17 protein-coding genes are annotated in these 25,055 nt (G+C 40.1%); 9 read left to right on the top strand and 8 right to left on the bottom strand.

Going from position 1 to position 25,055, the window contains the following annotated elements:
* Positions 1 to 407: 407 nt before the first annotated feature.
* The 4 genes from FD725_RS24970 (at position 408) to FD725_RS24955 (ending at position 5,754) form a co-directional block, all read left to right on the top strand.
* Positions 408 to 2,567, top strand: coding sequence for a polysaccharide biosynthesis tyrosine autokinase (locus tag FD725_RS24970; RefSeq protein WP_179050636.1), 2,160 nt, complete (start codon positions 408 to 410; stop codon positions 2,565 to 2,567).
* Positions 2,568 to 2,588: 21 nt separating this feature from the next.
* Complete coding sequence (locus tag FD725_RS24965) at positions 2,589 to 3,167, top strand: serine O-acetyltransferase (RefSeq protein WP_179050635.1); 579 nt, start codon at positions 2,589 to 2,591, stop codon at positions 3,165 to 3,167.
* Between the two features lie 62 nt (positions 3,168 to 3,229).
* Positions 3,230 to 4,453: a glycosyltransferase family 2 protein gene (locus tag FD725_RS24960; RefSeq protein WP_179050634.1), complete on the top strand. Its 1,224-nt coding sequence runs from the start codon at positions 3,230 to 3,232 to the stop codon at positions 4,451 to 4,453.
* 47 nt (positions 4,454 to 4,500) lie between these two features.
* A complete protein-coding gene (locus tag FD725_RS24955; protein ID WP_218653138.1) occupies positions 4,501 to 5,754 on the top strand; it encodes a glycosyltransferase in 1,254 nt (417 codons plus the stop codon).
* Positions 5,755 to 6,157: 403 nt separating this feature from the next.
* Here FD725_RS24955 and FD725_RS24950 read toward each other — a convergent pair whose 3' ends face one another.
* Positions 6,158 to 7,051 carry a beta-1,6-N-acetylglucosaminyltransferase gene (locus FD725_RS24950; RefSeq protein ID WP_179050633.1) on the bottom strand — a complete coding sequence of 298 codons (894 nt, stop codon included), beginning with the start codon at positions 7,049 to 7,051 and terminating at the stop codon, positions 6,158 to 6,160.
* A gap of 89 nt (positions 7,052 to 7,140) precedes the next feature.
* Between FD725_RS24950 and FD725_RS24945 the strand changes: the two genes are divergently transcribed.
* Complete coding sequence (locus FD725_RS24945) at positions 7,141 to 8,355, top strand: O-antigen ligase (protein WP_256871747.1); 1,215 nt, start codon at positions 7,141 to 7,143, stop codon at positions 8,353 to 8,355.
* 296 nt (positions 8,356 to 8,651) lie between these two features.
* Here FD725_RS24945 and FD725_RS24940 read toward each other — a convergent pair whose 3' ends face one another.
* Both FD725_RS24940 and FD725_RS24935 read right to left on the bottom strand, forming a co-directional pair.
* Positions 8,652 to 9,800, bottom strand: coding sequence for a hypothetical protein (locus tag FD725_RS24940; protein WP_179050632.1), 1,149 nt, complete (start codon positions 9,798 to 9,800; stop codon positions 8,652 to 8,654).
* The gene (locus FD725_RS24935) at positions 9,766 to 11,421 is read right to left on the bottom strand and encodes an MBOAT family protein (protein ID WP_256871746.1); all 1,656 of its coding nucleotides are present in this window, start codon (positions 11,419 to 11,421) and stop codon (positions 9,766 to 9,768) included. Before FD725_RS24935 ends, FD725_RS24940 begins: the two co-directional genes overlap by 35 nt.
* Positions 11,422 to 12,046: 625 nt before the next feature.
* Here FD725_RS24935 and FD725_RS24930 point away from each other — a divergent pair.
* From FD725_RS24930 to FD725_RS24920, 3 genes are read left to right on the top strand one after another with little or no spacing between them, the layout of a single operon-like run.
* Complete coding sequence (locus tag FD725_RS24930) at positions 12,047 to 13,069, top strand: glycosyltransferase family 2 protein (RefSeq protein ID WP_372726691.1); 1,023 nt, start codon at positions 12,047 to 12,049, stop codon at positions 13,067 to 13,069.
* 25 nt (positions 13,070 to 13,094) lie between these two features.
* Positions 13,095 to 14,285 carry a Gfo/Idh/MocA family protein gene (locus FD725_RS24925; RefSeq protein WP_179050631.1) on the top strand — a complete coding sequence of 397 codons (1,191 nt, stop codon included), beginning with the start codon at positions 13,095 to 13,097 and terminating at the stop codon, positions 14,283 to 14,285.
* A 17-nt stretch (positions 14,286 to 14,302) separates the two neighbouring features.
* A complete protein-coding gene (locus tag FD725_RS24920) occupies positions 14,303 to 15,340 on the top strand; it encodes a glycosyltransferase (RefSeq protein WP_179050630.1) in 1,038 nt (345 codons plus the stop codon).
* Between the two features lie 59 nt (positions 15,341 to 15,399).
* On the opposite strand, the gene FD725_RS24915 is transcribed toward FD725_RS24920, so the two are convergent.
* From FD725_RS24915 to FD725_RS24905, 3 genes are read right to left on the bottom strand one after another with little or no spacing between them, the layout of a single operon-like run.
* The gene (locus FD725_RS24915) at positions 15,400 to 16,620 is read right to left on the bottom strand and encodes a glycosyltransferase family 4 protein (RefSeq protein ID WP_179050629.1); all 1,221 of its coding nucleotides are present in this window, start codon (positions 16,618 to 16,620) and stop codon (positions 15,400 to 15,402) included.
* Positions 16,621 to 16,630: 10 nt separating this feature from the next.
* Complete coding sequence (locus tag FD725_RS24910) at positions 16,631 to 17,665, bottom strand: NAD(P)-dependent oxidoreductase (protein ID WP_179050628.1); 1,035 nt, start codon at positions 17,663 to 17,665, stop codon at positions 16,631 to 16,633.
* The gene (locus FD725_RS24905) at positions 17,662 to 18,786 is read right to left on the bottom strand and encodes an acyltransferase (protein WP_179050627.1); all 1,125 of its coding nucleotides are present in this window, start codon (positions 18,784 to 18,786) and stop codon (positions 17,662 to 17,664) included. The genes FD725_RS24910 and FD725_RS24905 overlap by 4 nt, the downstream gene beginning before the upstream one ends.
* An 825-nt stretch (positions 18,787 to 19,611) precedes the next feature.
* Between FD725_RS24905 and FD725_RS24900 the strand changes: the two genes are divergently transcribed.
* Positions 19,612 to 20,952 carry an oligosaccharide flippase family protein gene (locus FD725_RS24900; protein WP_179050626.1) on the top strand — a complete coding sequence of 447 codons (1,341 nt, stop codon included), beginning with the start codon at positions 19,612 to 19,614 and terminating at the stop codon, positions 20,950 to 20,952.
* A 251-nt stretch (positions 20,953 to 21,203) separates the two neighbouring features.
* Here FD725_RS24900 and FD725_RS24895 read toward each other — a convergent pair whose 3' ends face one another.
* Together FD725_RS24895 and FD725_RS24890 are read right to left on the bottom strand one after the other, a co-directional pair.
* Positions 21,204 to 23,723 carry an exo-alpha-sialidase gene (locus tag FD725_RS24895; RefSeq protein ID WP_179050625.1) on the bottom strand — a complete coding sequence of 840 codons (2,520 nt, stop codon included), beginning with the start codon at positions 23,721 to 23,723 and terminating at the stop codon, positions 21,204 to 21,206.
* A gap of 979 nt (positions 23,724 to 24,702) precedes the next feature.
* Positions 24,703 to 24,909, bottom strand: a complete 207-nt coding sequence (locus FD725_RS24890; protein WP_179050624.1) for a hypothetical protein — start codon at positions 24,907 to 24,909, stop codon at positions 24,703 to 24,705.
* Between the last annotated feature and the right edge of the window lie 146 nt (positions 24,910 to 25,055).

Here is a 25,055-nt window from a genome sequence, read left to right as displayed (position 1 = left end):
AGATGTGGCAATATTTAATACACGAGTAAATGGAAGTTGGATTAGTAAAATCTTCATCAGTCTTGCTGGATCAAAACTCTAACAGCACAACGCCATCAACAATTAACATAGGAGACACACCAAATTACTAGTTTTACTTCTTCGTGAAGAGTTTTAGGAAAATGTAACAATTATCCTCTATAGTCAAAAAGATTTGTTAGGTTATTAGACATCATGAAAAAGCAGCAATTGCATGATATGAGTACATGAACCAGAGTCAGAATCAAAAGAAAACAGTAGTTATGCTGAGTCTTTTTCTCAGTATATCTACGGATTGCTCAGGAGTATTGATATAATCTAGGTTTACTCATATCAATTTTTTTTAGATGTCCCTAACGACCTAATTGAGATAAAGATAAGTAAATTGTATGGAGACAACAAACTCTACCGAAGAAATAGATATTCAAAAGTATCTGCTAGTCCTCAAACGTCGCTGGTGGATTATTGCTGGAGTGTTTGTAACTTTCGCTACTTTGGGTGGAGCTTTGTCAAGTCTCCAACCAACCACCTATGAAGCAACTGGCAAACTACTGTTTCAGACAGATAGAACCTCAGCTCTCACAGGAATTGATGGGAAAATCGGTGATTTAGAATCGCTTGGTTCTAATCCTTTAGACACCCAAGCCTTGCTAGTCAGATCCAAACCCATCATCCAGGAAGTGATCAAGACTCTCAATCTCAAAGATGAACAAGGAGAACCACTACAACCAGAAGCCATTGAGATCAATGTCGCATCAATTATGGGGACAGATGGGTTAACAGTTTCCTATGTCTCTCGCGATCCTGAACTAGCAAAAAAAATAGTCAATCAGGTAATGAAATCTTACATTGCCAATAATATCTTGACTAATCGCTCTCAAGCGATCGCTGCCGGTAACTTTATCGATAAACAATTGCCATCTGCCAAAGCTGAACTGGAGCAATCACAGAAAGCACTCTTACAATTTAAGCGCCAAAATCAGATTATCAATCTCAAAGAAGAAACAACTGGATTAGTCAAAAATACCTTGACTCTGGATAACGAAATTAATAATGCTCGTGTGCAAATCGCCGAATCGCTCGCCAGAGAAAAACAACTATCTAGTCAAATAAATTTACCCATTAAACAAGCTGTAGAAATTTCTTCTCTAAGTCAAGCTCCTGGTGTCCAAGAAGTATTAGCAGAATTGCAGAAAACCCAAACTCAATTAAAACTGCAACAGACACGTTATACAGATGCTAACCCAATTATCACCAATCTCAAAAGTCAAGAAGCAGCTTTAAAAACTATCTTAAAACAACGCATCACCGAGTATTTAGGCTATCCCATCCAGGTTGACATCACTAATTTACAAGTGAGAGAAATCAAGCGGCAAGTACCTTTAGAGCTAGAAAAATTGCGTTCACAACGTTTGAGTTTAGAAAAAAAACTCAAGTCTTTCTCTATCCTGAGAGACTCTTATAATCAAAGAATATTAGCCATACCTAACTTAGAAAAAATTCAAGGCGAACTAGAGCAAAAGTTATCACTTGCTCAAAAAAACTATGAGAATTTACTGGTCAAATCCCAAGAAATAAAAATAGTAGAAAGTCAAACTGTTGGTAATGCTCGTATCTTAGAAGAGGCTGAAGTTGGTAGCAGTCCATCGGCAGGCAAAAAGAAAGGGTTAGTTCTCATAGTAGCAATATTTGGGGGGTTAGTAATTGGGATAGCGGTTGCCTTCTTAGTAGACATAGTTGACAGAAAAGTCAAGACAGTCAAAGAAGCAGAAGGAATTTTCAACTACACCTTATTAGGTCTAATTCCTACTTTCCAAAACAAGAACAATAACACATTAAACTCCAGCGAACCTCACACCATCATCGTAGAAACATCTCCTCGCTCGATGATTCATGAAGCGTTCGGTATGCTGCAAGCTAATCTTAAATTTATTAGCTTAGATAAAAAAATTCGGACAATTGCTGTTACTAGTTCCACCCCTGGAGAAGGAAAATCACAAGTAGCAGCTAATTTAGCGGCTGTCATGGCTCAGACAGGACGACGAGTGTTATTAATTGATGCAGATTTGCGTCGCCCATCTCAACATCATCTCTGGAATTTAATCAACTCTACAGGCTTAAGCAACGTTGTCGCGGAGCAAGAGCAATTACACTCAACCATACAATCAGTTACACCAAACTTATCCCTACTCACTAGTGGTGTGATTCCTCCCAACCCTCTAGCAATAATTGACTCTGAAGCTATGAGGACTTTGTTAGAAGGCTTATCCACAGAGTATGACTATATAATTATTGATACACCTCCTTTGCTAGGAAATGCTGATGGAGTGGTTCTGAGCAAGATGGCAGATGGGGTTTTAGTCGTGGCTAGAATTGGTCTTGTGGATTCAACTAGTATGACAACTGCCAAGGCTTTACTATCACGCTCAGAAGTTAACGTTTTAGGTATGGTTGCTAATGCTGTGGATGTCCAACAAGAACCTAACTATTTTTATTACCAGAGTCAGCCCAGCGAAAAAAGTGTAGAAAAAGTAGACAGTACTCATTGATCGCCAAAACCACAATTAATTATGAACACACAAATAGAATTAGGAGAAGAGACAAACACAAGCCAACTTTCCACTTTAAATCTTTGGCAGCAAATTCGAGAAGATTGGATTGCTCACGGACGAGACTGGACTAAGCCAGGATTTAGAGCCGTGGCTATTCATCGTTTTGGGGTTTGGCGCATGAGTCTTGAGCCTAAACTGATGCGTGCGCCTTTTAGTATTCTCTATGGAATGTTATATCGCAAAGTCCGCAATACCTATGGCATTGAATTACCCTATACAGTCCAACTTGGTCGGCGTGTGATTATTGAACACCAGAGCGCAATTGTGATTCATGGTTATTGTGCCATTGGTGATGACAGTATTATTCGTCAAGGTGTGACTTTGGGTAATCGCTACGTGGATCGTCCTTTTGATGCGCCAAAGTTGGGCAAAAATGTCAACGTTGGGGCTGGGGCTAAAATTTTTGGCAACGTTACCATCGGTGATGGGGCTAATATTGGTGCTAATGCCGTAGTTCTTAGCGACGTTCCCCCCAACGCCACAGCAGTGGGTATACCTGCGCGAATTATTAATTCTTCTCGGTCTGATGTCTTGTGAAATCCCCTACTTCTTTGAGAAGTGGGGGATATGAACCTTGTAAATTAATTCTCAGTATAAAAATGAATATCAACCAATATTGGGTTTTATCAACTCAGATAATTTTGCTAGTCAGCGCATTAATAGTACTGATTTTAAGTTTAGTTTTATTCATAGAATGTATTGCGGCTTTATTCAACACTGGGAAACAGTCTAATAACTTTGCAGAACGTGATCATCAAGTGACAGTTTTAGTCCCAGCCCATAACGAAGAAACAGTCATCAGCGCCACCCTCACACAGATAAAATCACAGTTAGCAAAGCAACATCAATTAGTTGTGATTGCCGATAATTGTACTGATGCCACAGCAGAAATTGCTCGGACAGTAGGTGCTACAGTCATCGAACGCCATGATCCCCATCATCGGGGTAAAGGATATGCTCTAGATTATGGCTTGAGGTTTTTAGAGTCAGATCCACCAGATGTGGTAGTTTTTGTGGATGCTGACTGTGAGGTTGCACCAGGGGCAATTGAGCAATTAAGTCAGTATGCGATCGCCACAAATCGACCTGTGCAAGCTACCTACTTAATAGCCAAAGCTCATCACCCCAGCCCTAAAGAATCGGTATCAGCATTTGCTTTTAAAGTCAAGAACTTTGTGCGGTTGCTGGGTTTAGCTAAGATGGGCATTCCTTGTTTGTTAACTGGTACAGGCATGGCTTTCCCCTGGAGTGTGATTCGTACCGTTGATTTAGCCAGTGGTTACATCGTCGAAGATATGAAACTAGGCTTGGATTTGACTATAGCCGGATTTAGTCCCGTATTTTGTCCAGAAGCTCATGTCACAGCTTTGTTACCACAGCAAGCGAAAGCTGCTAAAAGTCAAAGAACTCGTTGGGAACATGGTCATTTAAAGACTTTATTCACCTATGTGCCGATGCTGATGCAAGCAGCAGTTAAGCAAAGCAGGTTAGATTTGTTACTTAGCGCTCTGGACTTGTCTGTCCCACCTCTATCATTACTGATCATGATTTGGTCATTACTGATGGTGATTACTCTCCTATTTGCTGCCTCAGCCGGAATTTGGTTGTCGGCGATTGTTATGGCTACAGCCGGGTTACTATTGCTGAGTGCAATTTTGCTCGCATGGCTAAAATTTGGGCGGGCTGATTTATCTTTGGGGCAACTTCTGGCCATACCTATTTACATTCTCTGGAAAATTCCCCTTTATTTACAGTTTTTACTACGTCCCCAAAGTTCATGGATTCGCACAGAACGGGACTCAGTGAAGATTTCTGAGCCTTAATCCATGATTTGAGTAAATTGTCAAACTTATTTTTAGATAAAATCTGAATGATGAAAAAGGGAATTTTGTTAGTCATGCCCGTGCCATTTCGGGAAGTAGGCGGTCGTTTAGGCTTTGATGATCAAACCTGTGAAGGCTTGGTGCGCTGGGCAGAAAATTTTGAACGGGTGGTGATGGCTTGTCCAGTGATTCCAGAAGATGTTGCTGCCAATAGTGAGACATCAATGACATGGCAAGCGATCGCTGATTTACCCTGTGCAGATCGCCTAGAATTAGTTCCTTTACCCTATGCTTATAAAATTCCTGATTTCATTAAAACTTACAAAAGCACCAGTCAGTTATTGAGTAACAAAATCCAAGAGTGCGAGTATCTTTGTTTCGCCCTCAGTGGCGTGATTGGTGATTGGGGAGCGATCGCTTGTTTGACGGCGATGAAACTCAAACGTCCCTATGCAGTCTGGGCAGATCGGGTAGAATATGAGGTCATCGGCAGAACTTTATGGAAAAAAGAGTCACTTAAGAAAGCTTCCCTCAAACGGTTGCTCAAAGATTTTGTCACATTGCCATTGCTCAAACCCTATCAAAGGTATCTGATTCGTCGTAGCCGACTAGGGCTTTTCCAAGGACAGGACTGTTATACAGCTTATTCACCTTTTTGCCAGAATTCTCATTGTGTTTACGATATTCACACCCACAAGTCTGATCAAATTGATGCGGCTAGTCTAGACAGCAAAATTAAATCAATATCCAGTCATGAACCGTTACGGCTGTGTTACGTAGGACGAGTTGCCGAAATGAAAGGCCCTTTAGATTGGGTGCGCGTTATCCATCATCTTTGTCAAGCTGGGGTTAACTTACAAGCAACTTGGTTGGGTGATGGGCCATTGCTGTCAGAGATGAAATCCCTGGCTGTGGAATTAGGGGTTAGCGAGAAAATCCATCTAGCAGGATTTGTCAGCGATCGCACTCAAATTTTAGAGACAATGAGAAATCATCATATTTTCTTATTCTGTCATAAAACACCAGAATCACCCCGATGTTTAGTTGAGTCTTTAGTTTCCGGTTCCCCGATTATTGGTTACAGTAGCCCTTATGCTGAGGGATTAGTATCTGAATTTGGTGGTGGTGCATTTGTGCCAATTCATAATTGGCAAAAGCTAGCTAATTTAATCAGCGAACTCAATACAGATAGAGAAAAATTAAGTAAATTAATTTTTAACGCTGCTCTATCTGGGCAACAGTTTGATGAACAATCTGTATTCCAAAATCGTAGTGATTTAATTAAGCAATACTTAAAATAAAGGAGTTACGGAATTTAGCCATAATTCTTATAGGGTAGGCATCTTGCCTGCCTCTTAAATTTTTTACAAAACTATTAAAATTAACGTGAGTTCGACGACTGAAAAAACCCCTCTCCAAACCTCTCACGCCAGTTTGCTCAAGTCGGGAAACCCGCCCACGCAACTGGCTCCCCTAAAAGGAGAGAGGCTTTAAAAGCTTGATTTTTCATTGATATGTGATGCTCTTTGCTCCTCTCTCCGCGTCGGAGAGGGGTTGGGGGAGAGGTCAAAAAAGACTTGTCGAACTCACGTTAAAATTAACTAGAACACACTAAACTATATTAATAAAATCTAATACTTAGATACAACACTCTTTATTTAAACAAGGTACATCACTCCAGCCTAACTGCTTCTTTGCCCAAGGCTACTCCACACAACTGAGCGATAATTCACTAGCACAACGCTCTAAATGTTGGTCAATTAAATCTAATATGTTAGCATCTCTAGTAATATCGAATTTCCTCGCAAACAATTGCGGTGAATTCACAAGTTGTGCAAAGTAACCTTTATCTAAAACTGCTGGTGGCGTAGGATTATGATGTTCCCAATCAATAAACCTTAAGTCATCGTTGACAACATTCTGCCGGAACGGAGAGTTAGCAATAATTGTTTGAAAAAAAACTTCATCAGGGATAAATACATATTGAAAATAGTTAACGTATTGAGGTTTATTCGTAATAAAACTGTTGATATAATGAATACATTCTTTTGACAGACACCACCACTGAGAACCACCAAACGGTTCAAAATTAACAGGAAATCTCCGTTGTATTGGCAAATGTAGATGCAGCCCCTTGAATCGGAAATTTAAATGCCAGTGCTGGATTCTGTTTAGTGACTGATAACATCCATCTTGATTAGTCCATCTATTATCAGACTTTAAAGAAAAATATTCGATAAACTCTTGTCCACGTCTTTCCTGAAGAAATTGCTGGATTTGCTGATTTGTCTTAATCAAATAATCTTGCCCTGATAGTAGAATCGCATAGTCGAATTCTACATCTGAGTTGACTAGTTGTTTGATCGCTGCGATCGTTGCCGCGACAAGGCTAAAATCTCCCCAATAGCATCTATGTCTTTCGATATAATAAATATTATTAATGCCTTGCAACTCTTTTGTGATATGATCACACATTTCATTGCTGGCTCTACTGTCAATGTGGATAAAAAATGATGTATCGTCATTTTTTAGTCGTTGAACCAGACGAACTACCTGAGCAGGTAGTTTGTGTGCCAGAATTATGTAGGCAATTTTCATAATTGCTATGGTTAAATTTCTTCAGCTTAAGTATTTTAAATAAAAACCTGTATCAATTCAATGAGTTTTATCAATTAATATGTATTTTTATGATGAAGAAAAATCTAGCTAGGCTGGAAATTTGTTTAGTTGTTTTGAGCTTAACTTTTTTCACAGGAGGACTAGGTAGTATCTTGCCATCCTCAGCGATGGTAAGTCTATTTAGATATTTTATTTGGTTAATTAGTGGTGTTGGTATTTTTATTCAAAGAAAGAAAGTTTTATATGCACTCAAACGAAATACTTTACTTTGTATATTAACGCTAGTAGTCTCATTATCATTTCTCTGGTCATTATATCCCATAGCAACAATTAAAGATATGCGAGAAGTCGGGCAAATGACATTGTTTGCCCTATATTTTTCAACCAGATTTAGTTTACGAGAACAAGTAAAACTAGTTGCTTTCACATTAGGTTTAGGGGCTTTGCTGAGTGTAGTCTATGCTGTTATCGATCCAGAAACTGCTATTCACGGGTCAGACCATCCAGGTGCTTGGAGAGGCATCTATGACTATAAAAATACTTTTGGCAGCATGATGGTGTTAGGATCATTAGCATTTTTTTTGCTACCTATAGAAAAACCAATATACAACCTGTATAAGTGGGTAGGTTATGGTATATCACTGGTAATGATGTTACTATCCACCTCTAAGACTTCTCTAGTACTTTCTTTTTTACTTGTATTTATTCTCCTCTTATATCGAAAATTTCGCTGGCAAGGAAAAATTAGTGTAGTTTATTTAGATATTGCCGTGCTAATTTTTGGCTGTATCGGTGCATTTGTTTTAACTCAATGGGTAGACATCTTAAGCGGTTTAGGCAAAGATCCAACTTTGACAGGACGGACGGTAATTTGGGATTATGTTACATCTCAAATATGGGAAAGACCTTTACTAGGTTTTGGACGAGGAGCATTTTATGCACCAGAAAGCCCCTATGCTTTTGCTGCTGGTAGACAAATATCTTCTTGGTATCGTCCTCCCCATTCTCACAACGGTTTTATTGATTTATTACTCGATGTGGGTTTTATTGGATTTTTCCTTTTCTTAGCAAGTTTCTTTATGACTTATTTTCGTTCATTGCGTATGGCTTATGGATCTAAAAAACCAGAGGATTTTTGGCCTCTGGCTTATTTAATGTTCCTGGCAATGAATAATATTATGGAAAGCTATTTGCTAAGATTATGTAATATTTATTGGGTGTTATATTTAACAGTAGCAATATCTTTATCCATAGCCCCAAAAAACAAAGTTAGTGATGATTAAACTACAACTTACGCTGACGAGTAAAGATTGTCTGTTGAGACTGGGTATAATACCAATTCAAAATTCAAAATTTAAAATTCGTCTTGGAAAGTTTGCTCAACGGGGGAAACCCCCGCACGCAACTTTCCGCAAAATTAAGAAAGCCTGGTTTTACAAGAGTTTCCATGTTTGGATCTGTATCAGATTTTTAGTGAATTGGTATAAGGATATAGGGGTGTAAGGATTTTACTCACTTACACCTTCATACCTCTATGAAAATCTTTGATTTCGAGTATATGAATGTAAGTTCTAGAAGTCTATCGACGAAAATTTTTGTTGATTGATTGCAGCATTGCTTGAGCTATTTTTTGATTAGCACTCTTGGTAAAATGACCATCAGGAACAAAGTTACTAGAATCAGATACAGAAACTAGAGAATGAGTGCTGATATAGGGAATTTTTTGACTCTCTAGAGTTGGTGCTAATGCTTGATATAAATGATCTTCATAGCCACGATCATTAATTAACAACACTATTGGCATTTTGCCATCTTGAGTGGCACTACTCGCAAACTCGCTAATGATTTTTCTTAAAACTGGAATTTCATATTCGGCATTAAATCCTTGAGCATTATAGACTCGTAGTTCAATGGCTTTTTGATGATGTTGCGCCCAAGCTCGACGAATTAGACGGACAGTGGCAAAATTATCTAAAAAATTGCCTGGAAATAAAAAAGGATGGAAAAATTGATCATGCTCTTGTAACTGCTGTGTGTAAGCCTGCCATTTTTGTTGGTTGTGCAGGGCAGTACGGAGTTGACTTAAGGAGGCGATCGCTGGCTGGACTTGTTGGAGTTTTTCAGCTTCTAACCAATATTTTGGGTAAGTATAAGGGGCAGGACTTTCAAATTGCCAAGTTGCTCCACTCATGGCTCTTAGTCCTTTGACAGCAGAAGCGAGAACTCCCAAAACCACCACATCAGCTTCATGTCTCCCCCGATCCAAATTATAAGCAGCATATGAATAGCTGGGTGGTGCGGCGGGTGCAGCAATCATTCTCAAGGTGATTTGCGAGTCCATGTCTCGCATTGCTTCACCGACTTGATTGGAGAATGACATACCATAAACAGCAACTAGTAGACCTTTTTCTTGGGTGCGAGTAGTGGGTAATTTTTGCCATAATTCTGGATCTAGCCAACCAGCCTGAGCGATCGCTGAACTAGAATCATCTGTCTTGCCCACCATTTGGTTAAGCTTACCTGCAATTGATCGCCCATAATTAAAGTAGAGACTAGTTTGATTAGATGCTGTCTGGGGATTTGATGGGTAAGGAAATAAAATATTGACACTAGCATCGATAAATAATAGAAAGAAGACAATCCACAGTCCCATCACCACAGCTTTGTGCCTGGTTTTGCTATTACTGTATGGCTTAGAACGTAGCGTAGATAAATTGAGCAGGTGCATTACTTGTTCCCATTAAAAGAATAAATATAAGTGCAGCGTAAAGAGCTGCCCGGACTGGCGTGGGAAAGCGATAGCGAAAATCTGCATTACCTGCCAGATATGCCGAAACTTCGTAGCCAATTAATAAAGGTATACCCACGATGGCTGCTAGAGGTGGTTTTGGCATACTTAAAGAGAAATTACCCAAATCTGTGAATAAAATTTGTGTAAAGGTAATCACTTGTGTTAGCGATGTAGCACGGAACAGTAACCAACCGTAACAAGTGACAACAAAGAACAACAAGGTTGCACCCATTCCCCAAATCAAGCCTAGACCTTGATTGCTCAATGCTGAAGTTTTTTGCTCTTTGGGAGAAAACACTCGATAGATACACAGAATTGCGCCCTGATAGAAGCCCCAGAGAATAAAATTCCAGGCTGCACCGTGCCACAATCCCCCCAGCACCATTGTCGTCATCAGGTTTTGATAAGTTCTCAAATCGCCTCGACGATTACCACCCAGAGGAATATAGAGATAATCTCTGAGCCAAGTGGATAGGCTAATATGCCAACGTTGCCAGAACTCGCTAGGGGTTTTGGAAAAGTAGGGTAGATTAAAATTATCCGTCAAATCTATGCCAAATAGTTTAGATATACCTCTGGCTGTGTCAGAGTAGCCGGAAAAATCGCAGTATATCTGAATTGTGTAGAGCAAAGTCGCTAAGACAACATCGAGCCAGGAAACTTTGCCTGTAGCCTGATAAACGGCATTGACTGAACTAGCAATACCATCAGCGATCGCTAATTTCTTAAATAACCCAAAGAGAATCAGGAAAATACCCTCTGATGTTTGCTGAAAATTTAGATGTCGAGGACTCGATAACTGTGGCAGTAATTTTCCGGCTCTGTCAATGGGGCCTGCTAGTAAGGGAGGAAAGAAACTGAGAAATAATGCCAAGTTAAGAAAACTATCACAGGCTTCGATCTTTCCCTTATAGACATCAACGATGTAGCTAATCGCTTTGAATGTATAAAACGAAATACCGATAGACGCAATCAGGTTTAAATGTGGTGATTCTAGGGGAATTCCGATCACTCGTACCAAATTAACTGTACTATCAATGAAAAAATTACAGTATTTGAAAAACCCTAGAATCCCTATATGAATAACAATGCCAATCCATAAAAATAGTTGCCGTTTTTTCTGCTGTTTTAATAAAACCCACCTCGGATACATGAGGTTAGCAATGACGACAAACAACAGCGCACTTACAAAAAATAACCAACCGCCTATTTGAGTAGGTAGTAGTTTTTGCCATTGAATTGATAGGTTTAAAGGCAAGAGATTTAACTTGATAGCATCCCATTGCCAAGTATTAAAAGCAAGAGAAGCCAGAACAAGTGATCCCGCCGCCAGATAGCGATGAAAGCGCGTCATCCGACCAGACTCAATCATCACCCCGCAACAGAAACAGGTGACGGTTGATAACACAATCAAACCCAGTAACCGAATATCCCAGGAAGCATAAAATACATAGCTGGCAACCAGCAAAATGATGTTTTGCTCACGCCAGGGAACAAGTCGGTATAGAAAATAGGTAATAGCTAAAAAAAACAGAAATTCAAATGAGTTAAATGCCACTTTTGTTAGTCTCTTGGTAAGTCTATATTTTGAGAAAAATATTTATCTAAATAGAATTTAGGAGTCAGGATGAATTGGAGTCCGAAAACAGATGTAAATCTGTTTGAGCCATTGGTTAGTGCCATTTTTTGCTCTTGTCCAAGCAGTGCATCGCTTCTGTAGCACTAAAGCTCAACGACAAAAAACAGTCTTATATATGGTGAGCGAGAACTACCACATCAGCCTCTTTTCAGGCATTGCCTAAAGTTACAGTGGTACTTATAGTTAGAATCAATATGATGTTCAGTGTAAATTATACCTGGAGAAAAGATTTGTATTGCTATCATTTTTGAAATTATATTTACATTTTGATAAAAATTATGTAAAGTCAGCAAATGCCTCCCTGGATAAATTCTGATTTGATTAGGTATTAGTAAACAAAAGTGGCGAGTTCTTGAAGAAAGATTGAAGTTATATAGTGATTCTGTATTTAATGGTATAGTCATCAATTAAATAGTATACTTAGGCACTATAAAGCTACGATAATATTTAAGTGAAAAATACCTTTGAAATGAAATATTAAGAGAAAAAGTTGAACTTTTAATTTTTTAAAATTAAAGCTATTCACTAAATATTGAGTCAGAAAATGATTATGGATGAATGGGGGTTAACAGTGGTGTCCATAGGAGTGGTTGTTATTGGCAGAAATGAGGGAAATCGACTACATCAGTGTCTACTATCAGTATTAGGCGAAAGTATAAGAGTTGTCTATGTAGACTCTGGTTCCACTGATGATAGTGTGGTTTTGGCTAAGTCTTTAGGGGTGGATGTAGTCGAACTAGACTTATCGATTCCTTTTACTGCGGCTCGTGCGAGAAATGTGGGTTTTGAATATTTATTGCAGGTGCAACCAAACACAGAGTTTGTCCAGTTTGTCGATGGGGATTGTCGAGTAGTAGAAGGATGGCTGGCAACAGCCGTGAGTGAATTAATTGCTAAACCCCAGGTTGTCGTTGTTTGTGGTTGCCGTCGGGAAGAATTTCCTGCCAATTCTGTTTACAATCGTCTCTGTGATATTGAATGGAATACGCCCATCGGTGAAGCTAAAGCTTGTGGTGGTGATTCCATGATGAGAGTCAGCGCCCTCAAAAATGTCGGTGGATTTAATCCTAGTCTGATTGCAGGTGAAGAACCAGAACTATGCGTGCGCTTGCGTCAAGCAGGTGGTGTGATCCTCCGTGTAGATGCAGATATGACATGGCATGATGCCAGAATTACTCAGATTAGTCAATGGTGGAAGCGATCGCAACGGGGAGGTTATGCTTATGCTGAGGGTTCTTGGTTGCATGGTTCCAGTCCGGAAAGGCATTGGGTAAAGGAAAGTCAGAGAATTTGGTTTTGGGGTTTGTTATTACCATTGTTAGCAGTGACAACGGCTTGGTTAACTGGAGGTCTGAGTCTGATTTTACTGCTGATGGCGTACAGTTTCCTAGCTTATCGAGTGTATGGCTATACAAAACAGCGTGGCATAAAATCAGAGGATGCGATCGCCTACGCTTTATTTTGTGTCCTAGATAAATTTCCCCAACTCCAAGGTCAAATCCAATTCCATATTTCCCGCTTACTCAAGCAACAAACCACCATCATTGAATACAAAAGCGCTACTTAACTAAAGAATATATTTTAAAATTGTCATGTTAATTAAACCTTCAGAAAAGCTTACCTCTAAAATCAACGACAAGAATAAATCATCCACAAAATCAATTGCTATTGTCGGCTGTGGTTTTGTGGCTGATTATTATCTGAAAACTTTACCCTTGCATTCGACATTAGAATTAGTGGGAGTAATGGATCGTAATAGCGATCGCTCCTCTAAATTTGCAGCCTATCATGGCATTCCCCGGATTTATGATTCCCTGGAGGAACTGCTAGAGGATGACAACATTGACATAGTATTGAACTTAACCAATCCCAGCAGTCATTACGAAGTTTCTCACGCTTGTTTGCAAGCTGGTAAGCACGTCTATTCGGAAAAACCACTAGCAATGGAAATGTGGCAAGCTGAAAAACTAGCAACCCTAGCCGAACAAAAAGGTTTATATATCTCTTCTGCACCATGTAGTTTGCTGAGTGAAACAGCCCAGACAATTTGGAAAGCATTGCGGGAAAATCAAGTCGGGACAGTGCGCCTGGTGTATGCAGAAATGGACGACGGACTCGTTCACCAAATGCCCTATCAAAGATGGATGAGTGAATCAGGTATTCCCTGGCCTTATAAAGATGAGTTTGAAGTCGGCTGTACTTTAGAACACGCTGGTTACTATGTCACATGGCTAACAGCATTTTTCGGCCCAGCAGAAACCGTCAGTGCTTTTTCCTCCTGTCTCATTCCAGATAAACAAACTGATGTTCCCTTAGATATCAATGCCCCAGATTTTTCTGTCGCTTGTATCAAATTTGCTTCTGGTGTAGTTGCCAGACTGACGTGCAGCATTGTTGCCCCCCATGACCACTCACTGAGAATTATTGGCGATCGCGGTATACTGGGCATCCATGATTCCTGGTTTTACGGAGCGCCAGTTTATATTAGACGCAGCATTAACATTGGCAGAAAAAGACTCGAAGGTGTGTGGAAACAACGTTACCCACTAGTCAAAAAAGCTCCCAGATTAGGATACAGAGGCGCACAGCAAATGGATTTTTGTCGGGGTGTAGCAGAAATGGCAGAAGCGATCGCCCAAAATCGCCCTTGCCGACTATCAACGAGATTTTCTTTGCACAACAATGAGATTGTCTTGGCAATCCAAAATGCTTTAGAAACAGGCTCTACCTATAAAATGACCACTTCCTTTGAGCCAATCGAGCCAATGTCTTGGGCAAAATAATTCATCATTACATAACTATGAACTACAACGTCAGCTACCAGAAACATGGTGTCACATTCTCACCCAGCCAAGTATCTGCCCGTGTAATGATGTTTCCCTTTGCCACTGATGCGGAACTCATCGAAAAGGTTCTCGATTTAGGTGAAAACCAGCATCACGCATGGGGTGTCAAGGAGTTATTGGCAGAGGGAATCGAAGTTACGGTGGCTAATCGGTACAGCCGTTTCTGGGAGCGCTTTGGACAAGATTGGCTTCTCTCGGATACACACGAATACGACCTGATCTATTCCAATCACAACCTGTTAATTCGGACAGTTTTGGAAAGCACTTTGGGTTTGCGAAAAACGCCCTTCGTATCATTAGTATACGCAGGCGAGGCATTGCTGGCACCGAATCGTCATTTTGGTTTGTTGTGCATGACTCCCTATGCTCACTCACGTTTCCAGTCCTTGAAATCTGTGCGTGTCCGCTATGCACCTTGGGGTATCGATCCCGAATCTGCACTGCATCAAATCGTGCAACCAAGTGGCGAACATCACATATCGACTGGTGTAACTGGACGGGATTTTGATACGCTCATACGCGCAGCAGAATTGATCGATGAATCGCTGATCATTGCCGCCCGGGGTCAAAATTTTTCAACAACTCCTGCCAATGTCCGAGTAATTGATGAAGTCATATCTCCTTGGGGTATCCGTGATCTTTATAAGGGAGCCTATTCAGGCTTAGTTATACTCAAGCGTGATGACAGCAAGCGAACGGCGGTGGGGTGGACTAATATGCTTGAGTTGATGGCTGTCGGCCTGCCAATCATCAAGACACGCACCAGTAGTCTTGATGACATTGTGAACATAGAAACAATCGGCGCGGGTATCCTCGTAGAGCCGGAAAATCCCGAAGCTCTGGCAGCAGCAATGATGCGACTCCGAGATAACCCAGAACTACGCTTGGCAATGGGGCGTGCAGGGGCTGAGTATGTTCGCTCACATCTGACAATGCAACAGTTTGCCAAACCTCTGATTGAGTTAGTCATGGCAACCCGCAGTGCTAAATAAACGGATAGAGACGTTATAAACGACATAAGGCATTAACGTCTCTATATCTGGTTAACTTCTCAAGGATGTTCAATTTTGCCTGGTAGAGCATTTTTCATCACATTGTACAGGCGAGCCGCTTCATGATGAATGTTAAACTCTTGTTCCACTTTAGCTCGACCGGCTTGACCAAAAGCTATCCGCAGTTGATGATCATGCAATAATTTATCGATGGAATTAGCCAGAGAAACTGCATCTCCTGGTGGTACAAGATAGCCACTCACACCATTTTCTACTAACTCACTCACACCCGCAATTTGTGTAGCTACCACGGGTACACCCGCCGCCATTGCTTCCATCAATACCACAGGTACACCCTCAGCAAAACTGGACATCACAAATACATCTGTTTGCTGCATATACTGACGTACTTCAGTCTGAGATTGATAGCCGACAAATTTGACATTCCCACTCAATCTTAACTGTTCAGTCATTTGTTCTAACTGGGCGCGATCAGGGCCGTCACCCACAACAGTGAGTACAATATCAGGATGCGATCGCTGCAACCTCACCAAACTCGTCAACAGAATCGGCAAACCTTTGACTACTGCCAAACGTCCCACATACAGCAACCGTCCCCCTGATTGTTCATGAGTCACGACATTGAATAAAGCGGGATCAATGCCACAATGGATGATGTGCATTTGTGGCCATTTCTCAGCCGACGCAAAGATCATCCCTTGACTACGGCAATAGTGGCTAATACAAGCGACAAACAAGGCGCGATTGATTTTTTCATCAATCCGCCACGTATGCGGTTCAAAGAAAATATAAGGGCCGTGCATTGTGAAGCTAAAACTAAAACCACCCAATTCAGCAGCTAACATTGCCACACTACAACTAGAATCCCCAAAGTGGTTATGTAAATGGACAATCTGCTGTTGCTGAATTTGATGAGCAAGAATCCCCGCTTCCAAAAAATAGAACAGTTGATAAAGTGTACCGCGTACACCATGTTGCCTAGTTGCCCATCCTAGTTTTAATGCCCCTAAATATCTCATAGGCGAACTCACCAACAGGCTGGTGTGAGCTAACAGTAACTTGAGCAAATTTACTGGCAAAATGTAGAATGTGCGATCGCGTTCTTTTTGCTGTTCTGGGCCAACGATATGTTCATCACCAGTTCGGCGGACAGAAAAGGTGTGTACATCTACACCCAAATCTCTCAGGGCTGCTACTTCCCGTTGGATAAAGGTATCTGTTGCCCTGGGGTATTCTCCTGTGAGGTAGGCAATACGCATAGATCAATAATTATGATTGCAGAGGGAGGATGGAAGGTTCTGGTAGTGACTGGATGTTATGACAACTGCGTTCCAAGGCAGCATCCAGTGAGTACTTGGGCTGCCAGTTCAGTATTTGGTGAGCGCGGCGATTAGTGTAAAATAATGGCTTAAAGCGAGCGTGTAATCTCGCTGGCACAAGAATACCCGGAAGCTTAACCTTACCTGACAGTAGTAACATATTACACTGCCAAATGGCTTGAGTTAATAGGCGCATTGCTGTCCAAGTGATCGGGATTGTGTATGGCGATCGCTTCATCAGTTGCCCTATTTTCTCAGCATAAATCTTTTGGGTTGGTAAATCGTCATCGACAATATTCAATGTTTCACCAATTGCCTGCTGACTCTCTGTTGCCAAGATAATTGCCTCGGCACAATTCTCCACATAAGTCAGAGGCATTTGGGCATTAGCACCAATTCTGATCCAGAGGCGATCGCTCACTTTCACACCCAGACAAGCATTCCATAAATTATCTTGCCCATAAATCATTCCTGGACGGATGATTGTTACCTGTCCATTATGTTCTTGCTCAAACTTGCGGAACAGATTTTCTTGGATGAGTTTGACTTGTGCGTAGATATCACGCTGCTCAGGTTCTTGGACGAGCATCGTATCCTCATCAATAGTTGTACCAGCTGGGATGTGGAGATAATCAAATACAGAAAAAGTACTAATTGCTACTAGTCGTAATACTTGAGTGGCTACCATCTCCGCCAGTAAACTCTCTGTTGCCACAACCGTACTAGCATACTGAGTATCAAAATCTCCCGTTTTTGCTGCTACCAAGTGGATTACTACATCAATCCCTTGTAAAGCAGTTGCCAGTAAGTTCTGTTGTCTCAAATCTAGATGTGCTATTTCTACTGAGGGATGGTGATACCAGGGTAAATGTTTGGCTTCCGTGTTTGGTCTGATAACCACGCGCACTTGATGTCCCCGTTGTAAGGCTGCTAGAACTACATATTGTCCCAGAAAGCCAGATGCTCCTGTTACCAGTAATTTCATGCTTTGATTGCCTCCCGACTGTTGACCAGTTTAATACTTTGACTCCATTTAATTGCCGGCTTTTCTGCCAGTTGCCATACCAACACAGCACAAACAATACAAACCGCAAATCCGATGATGAGGCTGAGTAATTCACTGACCAGGCTGTCAGCAAAAAACTTGTGGACTAGGAAATAAGTAGCCCCCAGTAAAGGTACATGAGTCAAATACAAAGCGTAAGAAATCTTACCTAAAAATTGCAGCCATGACCAACTGAACCAAGTTTGTAGGCGATTTGCCCTAGCCACTTCTAGGATGATGGCAGCAGTCAATACACAGGCGATCGCAAAATGTGATGAATTAATTATTCCCACTGCTAGTAACACCAATGAGTAGAAATAAAATAAATTACGTTTCCGTTGATCGTGCCATGACCAATAAGCAAATACCCCAAGTAAAAAACCATACCATAATGGTAAAAATGTGATTGGTCTACCTTGATCCCCAAAGATCCCCAGAGGATATGAGGCTGCAACTATAGCAGCAGGGATAAACACAATGGTCAAAGCATACTTCAAATTAAATCTGTGATTTAGCCATTGTGATAAACCTAATAGCCCACAAAAAACTAAATAGAACTGTACTTCCAAACACAAAGTCCAGTAGGCATCATCAATATGTTGAAATCCAAAAAAGCTCTGCACATAGAATAAATGAGCAACTAGCCTCTGTAGAGAAACAGGCTCACCCATAGGTGCAAAAGCGTTACCTTTGGCATAGGATGATAAAAGTGCAAAAGCTAAAGCAATAACAATTGATACATAATAAGGTGGACTCAGACGCACGAAACGACGCAGCGTAAAATACTGAAAATACTTAATGTCAATCTTGGCATTCCGTAATGAGTAGGCAATGACAAAACCACTCAGGACAAAAAATATACTTACCCCCAGACTACCCCATTTGAATAATACCGTCACTAACCACGTCGGCAAGAGTTGCATTAGTTGTGGCAATCTTTCATTCGGCCCAATGTGATATAAAACTACCCAAAAAGCCGCAATACCTCGTAATCCATCCAGGAAAAGGAAGTGAGCTTTTGGCTTAACATCTAAAGACTGAGTTACAACTGTGGGATTCATTAGCTATTGATACTTCTATTGATATCTTTATTTCGGTTAATTTGACTCTCATCACATCTGATTTGAATCATGTAATGTTGGCATTTATAATTCTGCAAAGGTAATTTACCACTAACAAGTACTGATAAAAATAAATCAGTCATCCTCATATTGAGGATGAATGTTAGAATCAAAACAACTTTTTTCATGTCATTTTAAATTGAAGCATTTAGACGTGATTAATGCTACTAAATCAAAAATCACTGTGTATGTGCCTAAAATCCTTGAATCAAAGGGTTTTTTGACTTTTGCAATTGTGTGCATCATCAATTTACTAAATAATCTTTACGATAAATTTAAAAAATAACCTTGTATCTACGTATAAGATTTACACATCATTATCTGTTTTACTTTGTAATAACACTGTGATATGGTTGTGTTCGAGACAAACTTCATTCAGCCAATGATATAGATATAAAAACACACAATGCAAGTTATTTTTAATAAAAAATTAATATTCTAGAAACGAAACTTAGTGTAAAGGTAGAGCAATGTATGCAATCAGGAATCAATACCTTAATTAGATATTTGTTCAGTAAACAATGTTTTCTTTGGCGAAGAAAAGTAAACGCAATCTTCTGTAATTTTTTGAGTAGTTGTTAGGCATCTTCATGTCTAAACAAAATACCAAAAAACTTAGGCTAACTAACTTGAGTCGTTATAGATAAATATTTTAAGTTAAATTTATTTTTTTAATAAAAGATTTTATACAGCTATTTAACATTTATTCACATGAGCTAAATTGTTACTTAGGCAAGTGTAATCTCTCAAAACTGAGACATAACTATGACATCTTTAAAAAAGCTTGCTATTAGGGGAACAATCTGGACTATTGCAGGTTATGGATCTAGCCAGATACTGCGATTAGGAAGTAACTTAATTCTCACTCGTTTATTAACACCAGAATTTTTTGGTTTAATGGCTGTAGTTAATACTTTGAGAATTGGTATAGAATTATTCTCTGATCTTGGTATTTCCCAAAGTATTATCAACAACAAGCGTGGTGATGAACCTGTTTTTTTAAACACTGCCTGGACATTATCTGTGATTCGTGGTTTTGTCATTTGGCTGTTGTGTGTGCTGATGACTTGGCCAATGGCAAATTTTTATCATGAAGATAGACTTTTGTGGTTAATTCCCGTGGTGGGGTTGTCCTCAGTTTTTGATGGATTTAGTTCTACTAGTAGACATATGCTTCAACGCCATCTGGAACTGGGAAAATTAACTATATATTATTTTAGTCTCCAGGTTTTGACACTATCGACATTTGTTGTTTTGGCTTATTTGAACCACAGTGTTGTAGTTCTAGCAGCTGGAGCAGTCATTGGTTCAATATATGGAATGGTAGCTAGCTACTGGTTAGTACCAGGATATGTCAACCGTTTTGCTTGGGATGAAGATTCTGTCCAAGAAATTATGTCCTTTGGAAAATGGATGTTTTTAGCATCTGGGATGACATTTTTAAATGAGCAAGCAGATCGTCTGATTCTTGCTAAGTTGCTTTCATTTGAGATCCTGGGTGTCTATGCAGTCGCCTACACCTTAGCTGGTATACCTCGTGAAATTATCAAACAAATTAGCAACAGAGTCATCTTTCCAGCAATATCTAATCAATCTGGGATACCGCGAGCAACTTTGCGAGATAAAATTTTGCGTCAACGTCGTTTGATATTAATTGGTTTTGCTATTTTCTTAGCTGTTCTAGTGACTGTTGGCGATCTGTTAATTACATTACTTTATGACCAAAGATATCAAGAAGCCACTTGGATGATGCCAATTTTAACCTGTGGTATTTGGGTTTCAGTGCTATTTTACACTATTAGTCCTGCACTCTTAGCGATTGGCAAAGCTTTGTATTCAGCCCAAAGTAATTTAGCAGGATTTGTCATGATTGGTGCAGGATTACCTTTAGCATTTTTTAATTTTGGTATCATTGGAGCAATTATTGTGATTGCTCTTAGCGATCTCCCATTGTATCTAGTTAACCTTTATGGACTAAAACGAGAACAATTATCTTGTATAGCCCAGGACATTCAGATGACAGCTTTGTTTATCGGTATCTTGGCTGTATTTTTAATAATTAGAAACAGTTTAGGGTTTGGATTCCCTATAGATATGCTCTTGTAGGTTAGGTTAAAAGCTATTGGAGTATACAATTCTTATGCTCAATAATAGTGCAAAGCTGCAAAAATGAATTGATAGTGGACTTATTGGTGAGCAGCAAGCGTCCACTTTGAGAGAAAGAATATGTTCTTTCGACCAAGTATTTGCTAGAGCTAATGATTGATGTCCACATATCAATTGATATTTCAGAATTGCCAATGTGGGGATTTAACTTCAGAGATAAATTCCTGTTGTTGGGTTTGAGTAGTTATCTATCATGGTGTTAGGTTTCCTTGCATAATGCCACGACCTCCCAAAGCTACGTAAACAAGATTAGGCGATCGCATATCTCCTTCCATATGATGAATTCCTGGAAATTGCAGGACATTAGGATTACTAATTTGCACCCAAGACTGACCCATATTTTCTGACTTGTACATTGTGTCTTGAGTTGCGCCACCTACACGACCAAAGATGTAAATGTAAGGGTTAGTATCAGAGGAACCCTTGCCGAAAGCTATATACTCACAACTATCTACTGAGGGGATAGTCACGAAAGTCTTACCGCTATCAGAAGAACGATACAGTTTATTACCAGCAGCCTCATCTGGATTACGAGCAAAGCTCATCCACACATCACCCGTTTTTGTGGGGTTAGGAACTATGGTTGGGCGAATCTTCCATGACGGAAGATTGTCAGCTGCACTTTTGCGCCAATTTGCACCACCATCTGTACTGTAATAGAATTTCCAGCCATCGAAGTAGTAAAAGGTTTTACCATTTGGATCTTGACGATCTGCTGCCAATATATAACTACTTAACCAGGGAGAAATACTATTAGCCCAAGACTTGGGCAGTGCTGTGTAATGTGTATGGTCGTTGTTTTGCGGATCATAAGGCACAGGTGGCAGTGGATGATCTATGTTAAATGTCAGCTTCCAAGTTTTGCCACCATCGGTTGTGTAGTGGGGCCAGCTTCCCCAAGAAGGGGCCCAAACCATATTTTGCGGATTTGTGGGTGACATCGCTATCTGCCCACCACTGGGCATGACTAGTTCTTGACCAGATTTATCCCATTTCCACATCATTTCTGAAGGAAGAGACTCAAAAGCTTGCCAAGTTTTACCGTTATCTTGAGTCATGCCGTATACAGGCCAAAAACCTTGCCACTGATGAAACCCCACAAATGCTGCGTAGTCAGGATTTTTATAAGAGTAATCCATACCTGTTGCACCAGCAACGTGAGGAAATGGTGCAGGATAAACTTGCCAGTCAGGATTTGCCCATTTGTACCATGTACTAACGGGAATATTGAGTGGGTTAATGTGAGCAGTTGGAACTTGATCACGGTTTTCATGGCGGAAGCCAATCATATCCTGAACTGCGCTTAACAAATCTGCTCCCCCTAATTCTTTGGGCTTGGGAGGAACACGTACCATGTTGGCATCTAGCTCTTCTAAATTCTTCATCAGCCATTTGTATGATGGGTTAGTAGCCGTCACATCATCGGTGCGGGCTACACCCCAGCCATTTGTCCACCATACTTGTTTGGCATTACTGGGATCAATAACGGCGACAGAAGCGCCAGTACCAGCATATGACTGGTAGTAGGGAGGTGCAGAGGAGTTAACTGGATCTTGAGGGAAGTTGGCATCATAAGCACCCATGTAGAGAGTCTGCTTAGTCCAATTGCTACCACCATTCGTAGAGCGATACACATAGCGATCAGAAACGGCAACGACTGTCCCTGGCTGGTCTTTCTGTACTGTCACAGATGAATAGATTCTGTTAGCTCCTTCTGGAGAGATATTAGTCCATGTACCGTTTTTATATTTGCGAACTGAACCAGCATTGGTGTCCCAGTTACCAGAACTAACGTAAAGAGTGCCATCAGAGGCAACTGTGCCACGTAATGGGTTTTGTGTACCTACAAGATTACGCCAAGATGCACCACCGTTGGTACTGCACCAAACACCGCTACCATGAACTCCCACATAGATTTTTTGGCTGGGGTTATTCGGTGTACCACTGGATTTGTCAAAAGCTACAAATGTGAAACCAGCAATATCTGGATTATCAGAACCGTCTGCGTTTTTATATTTGGGTAAGCTACTAGCCGCAGGTAATCCACCAGATACTTGAGACCATGTTGTCGAACCAGTCTTTTTCCACAGACCATTTCTTCGAGAAGCAAAATAGAGGATGTCAGAATTGTTGGGATCAACTGCTAATCTCTCACCTGTGTCAGATCGGTAAGCTTGGTTAGGGCCAACGAAAACATTTTTAGCTCCTAACCCGGTTGGTTGCCAATTTGCTCCCCTATCGTTGGAAACCATGACCTCGCCAGAAAACTGATATTTTATGTTGCCATATTCTTCGTAAGTTTTATTATTCCGATTGACGACTGCATAGACTCTCTGTGCATTTTGCGGATCAATCGCAATACTTTCGACACCAATGCCTCCGCCAGCAAAGTTGGAATTGAATTTATCCATCAGAGGTAGCCATTGATTATTAGCAAAGTCAAATCTATATGCACCACCTGCATCTGTGCGGATATAGACATCATAAGGTGATAATGGGGAGATCACCAAACCTGTCACATAGCCCATTCCCTGAATATTGACGCTCTTCCAATTGAATAATGACGATGTGATTGATTGAGCGCATACCGCAGGGATAAAACCAGAACTTGACAAAACTGATAGGCTCAATCCCGTCAATCCCATTAACAGTAGGGAATGGAATTTTCGTCTAGAAAGATTCAACCGTAAGGGGTTATGGGGGATTTTCATGGTATCTAACGCGAGTTATAAGGGACTAAAAAATAGGGAAGATTATCTAAAGAAAGACACACGAAAATAAGCCAATAAGCTTCATTATTGAAGCCTTGAGCTAGTTGTAGTCCAAAGATTTGGCTTGGACACAGTTTTCGTAAATCCCTATCTCCAAATTGTGTTGGAGATAGAATTTGAGAACTACTTGGTATCTGGCTGGGATCTTAATTTTGTGCCATTTTTCTCTAGATAAAGACCAAATGAGGAAGTTTCAACTACTTAGTTATTTGGTACTATAGTTTTAGTTTCTAATCTAAATAACACACTTGTTTAGATAAACGTCAAGTAGCATTATCACGTATCAAAGCTAATACCTATTTACCAATATCACTGACGTGTGAATACTTACTTCGTCCAACAAATTATTTATGGTTATACACCTGAATTGATGATTTCTTCTCCAAGGAAAACAATCTATGAGAGTGCTAAAGGCTACAGATACAGCCCTGCGTCTACTACAAAAAACTGCATCAAGCTATTAATTCACATAACTAATCAGACTCCTGCGTAACTTGTTTGTTGCGAGGCATACCCATAATACCCGATTTATGAAAAAAATATAAAGAAATTATTAATAATAAAATACGTATGCTTAATAAACGGTTGAGAATCAGTTTTAATTCCCATGTAAGTGAGGAGAAACCGTCTAAAATCAGACTTCACCGACAAATAATGGCTGATCAAAGCTATAAAATCTAGATAAAAATGGGTAGTAGATGAAAAGTATGGATATAGGTGCAGTGATCAACACCGTACTTGGATGTTATTTGAATGCTTATGTGATGAAAAAATGCCAATACTGGCAATTCTCAGTACTAAAAAATCATCTTTTGAAAGTCAAGATCATATAAAAATGCTCATGATTGAGAAAGACTGTATTTGTTGGCGATCGCTATTATTCTAGTCTTTCTCGGTCGATTCACTGATGCAAATTTCCCTAATTTCGTTTTAAAAATTTATGAGTACTAGTTAATACCAAAATGAGTAAAGCTAGCTGAATTTGCCAGGGTGCTAGCACTAAACTTAAAACCAAGCTAATCACTGTAAATGTACCAGTCAGATAACCTACCTCATCTTGGCATTTTTTGGATATGTAACCAGTTGCTAAACCAGCCACAAGGGGAACCAAAAAAAACATAGGCATTTGTACTTACCTCTCAACCAAAAATGTAAAGTTTTAATAAAAATGGCTAAAAGCTATTTTGCAATTGTCGGTAATTTCTCATTGTAACAAGCTGAGTCACAATACATTACTTAAAATAACAACATTTTTTGTAAAAATTACGTAAG

The organism is Nostoc sp. TCL26-01, assembly GCF_013393945.1.
GTDB lineage: Bacteria > Cyanobacteriota > Cyanobacteriia > Cyanobacteriales > Nostocaceae > Trichormus.
This window is presented reverse-complemented; position numbering and strand designations above follow the sequence as displayed.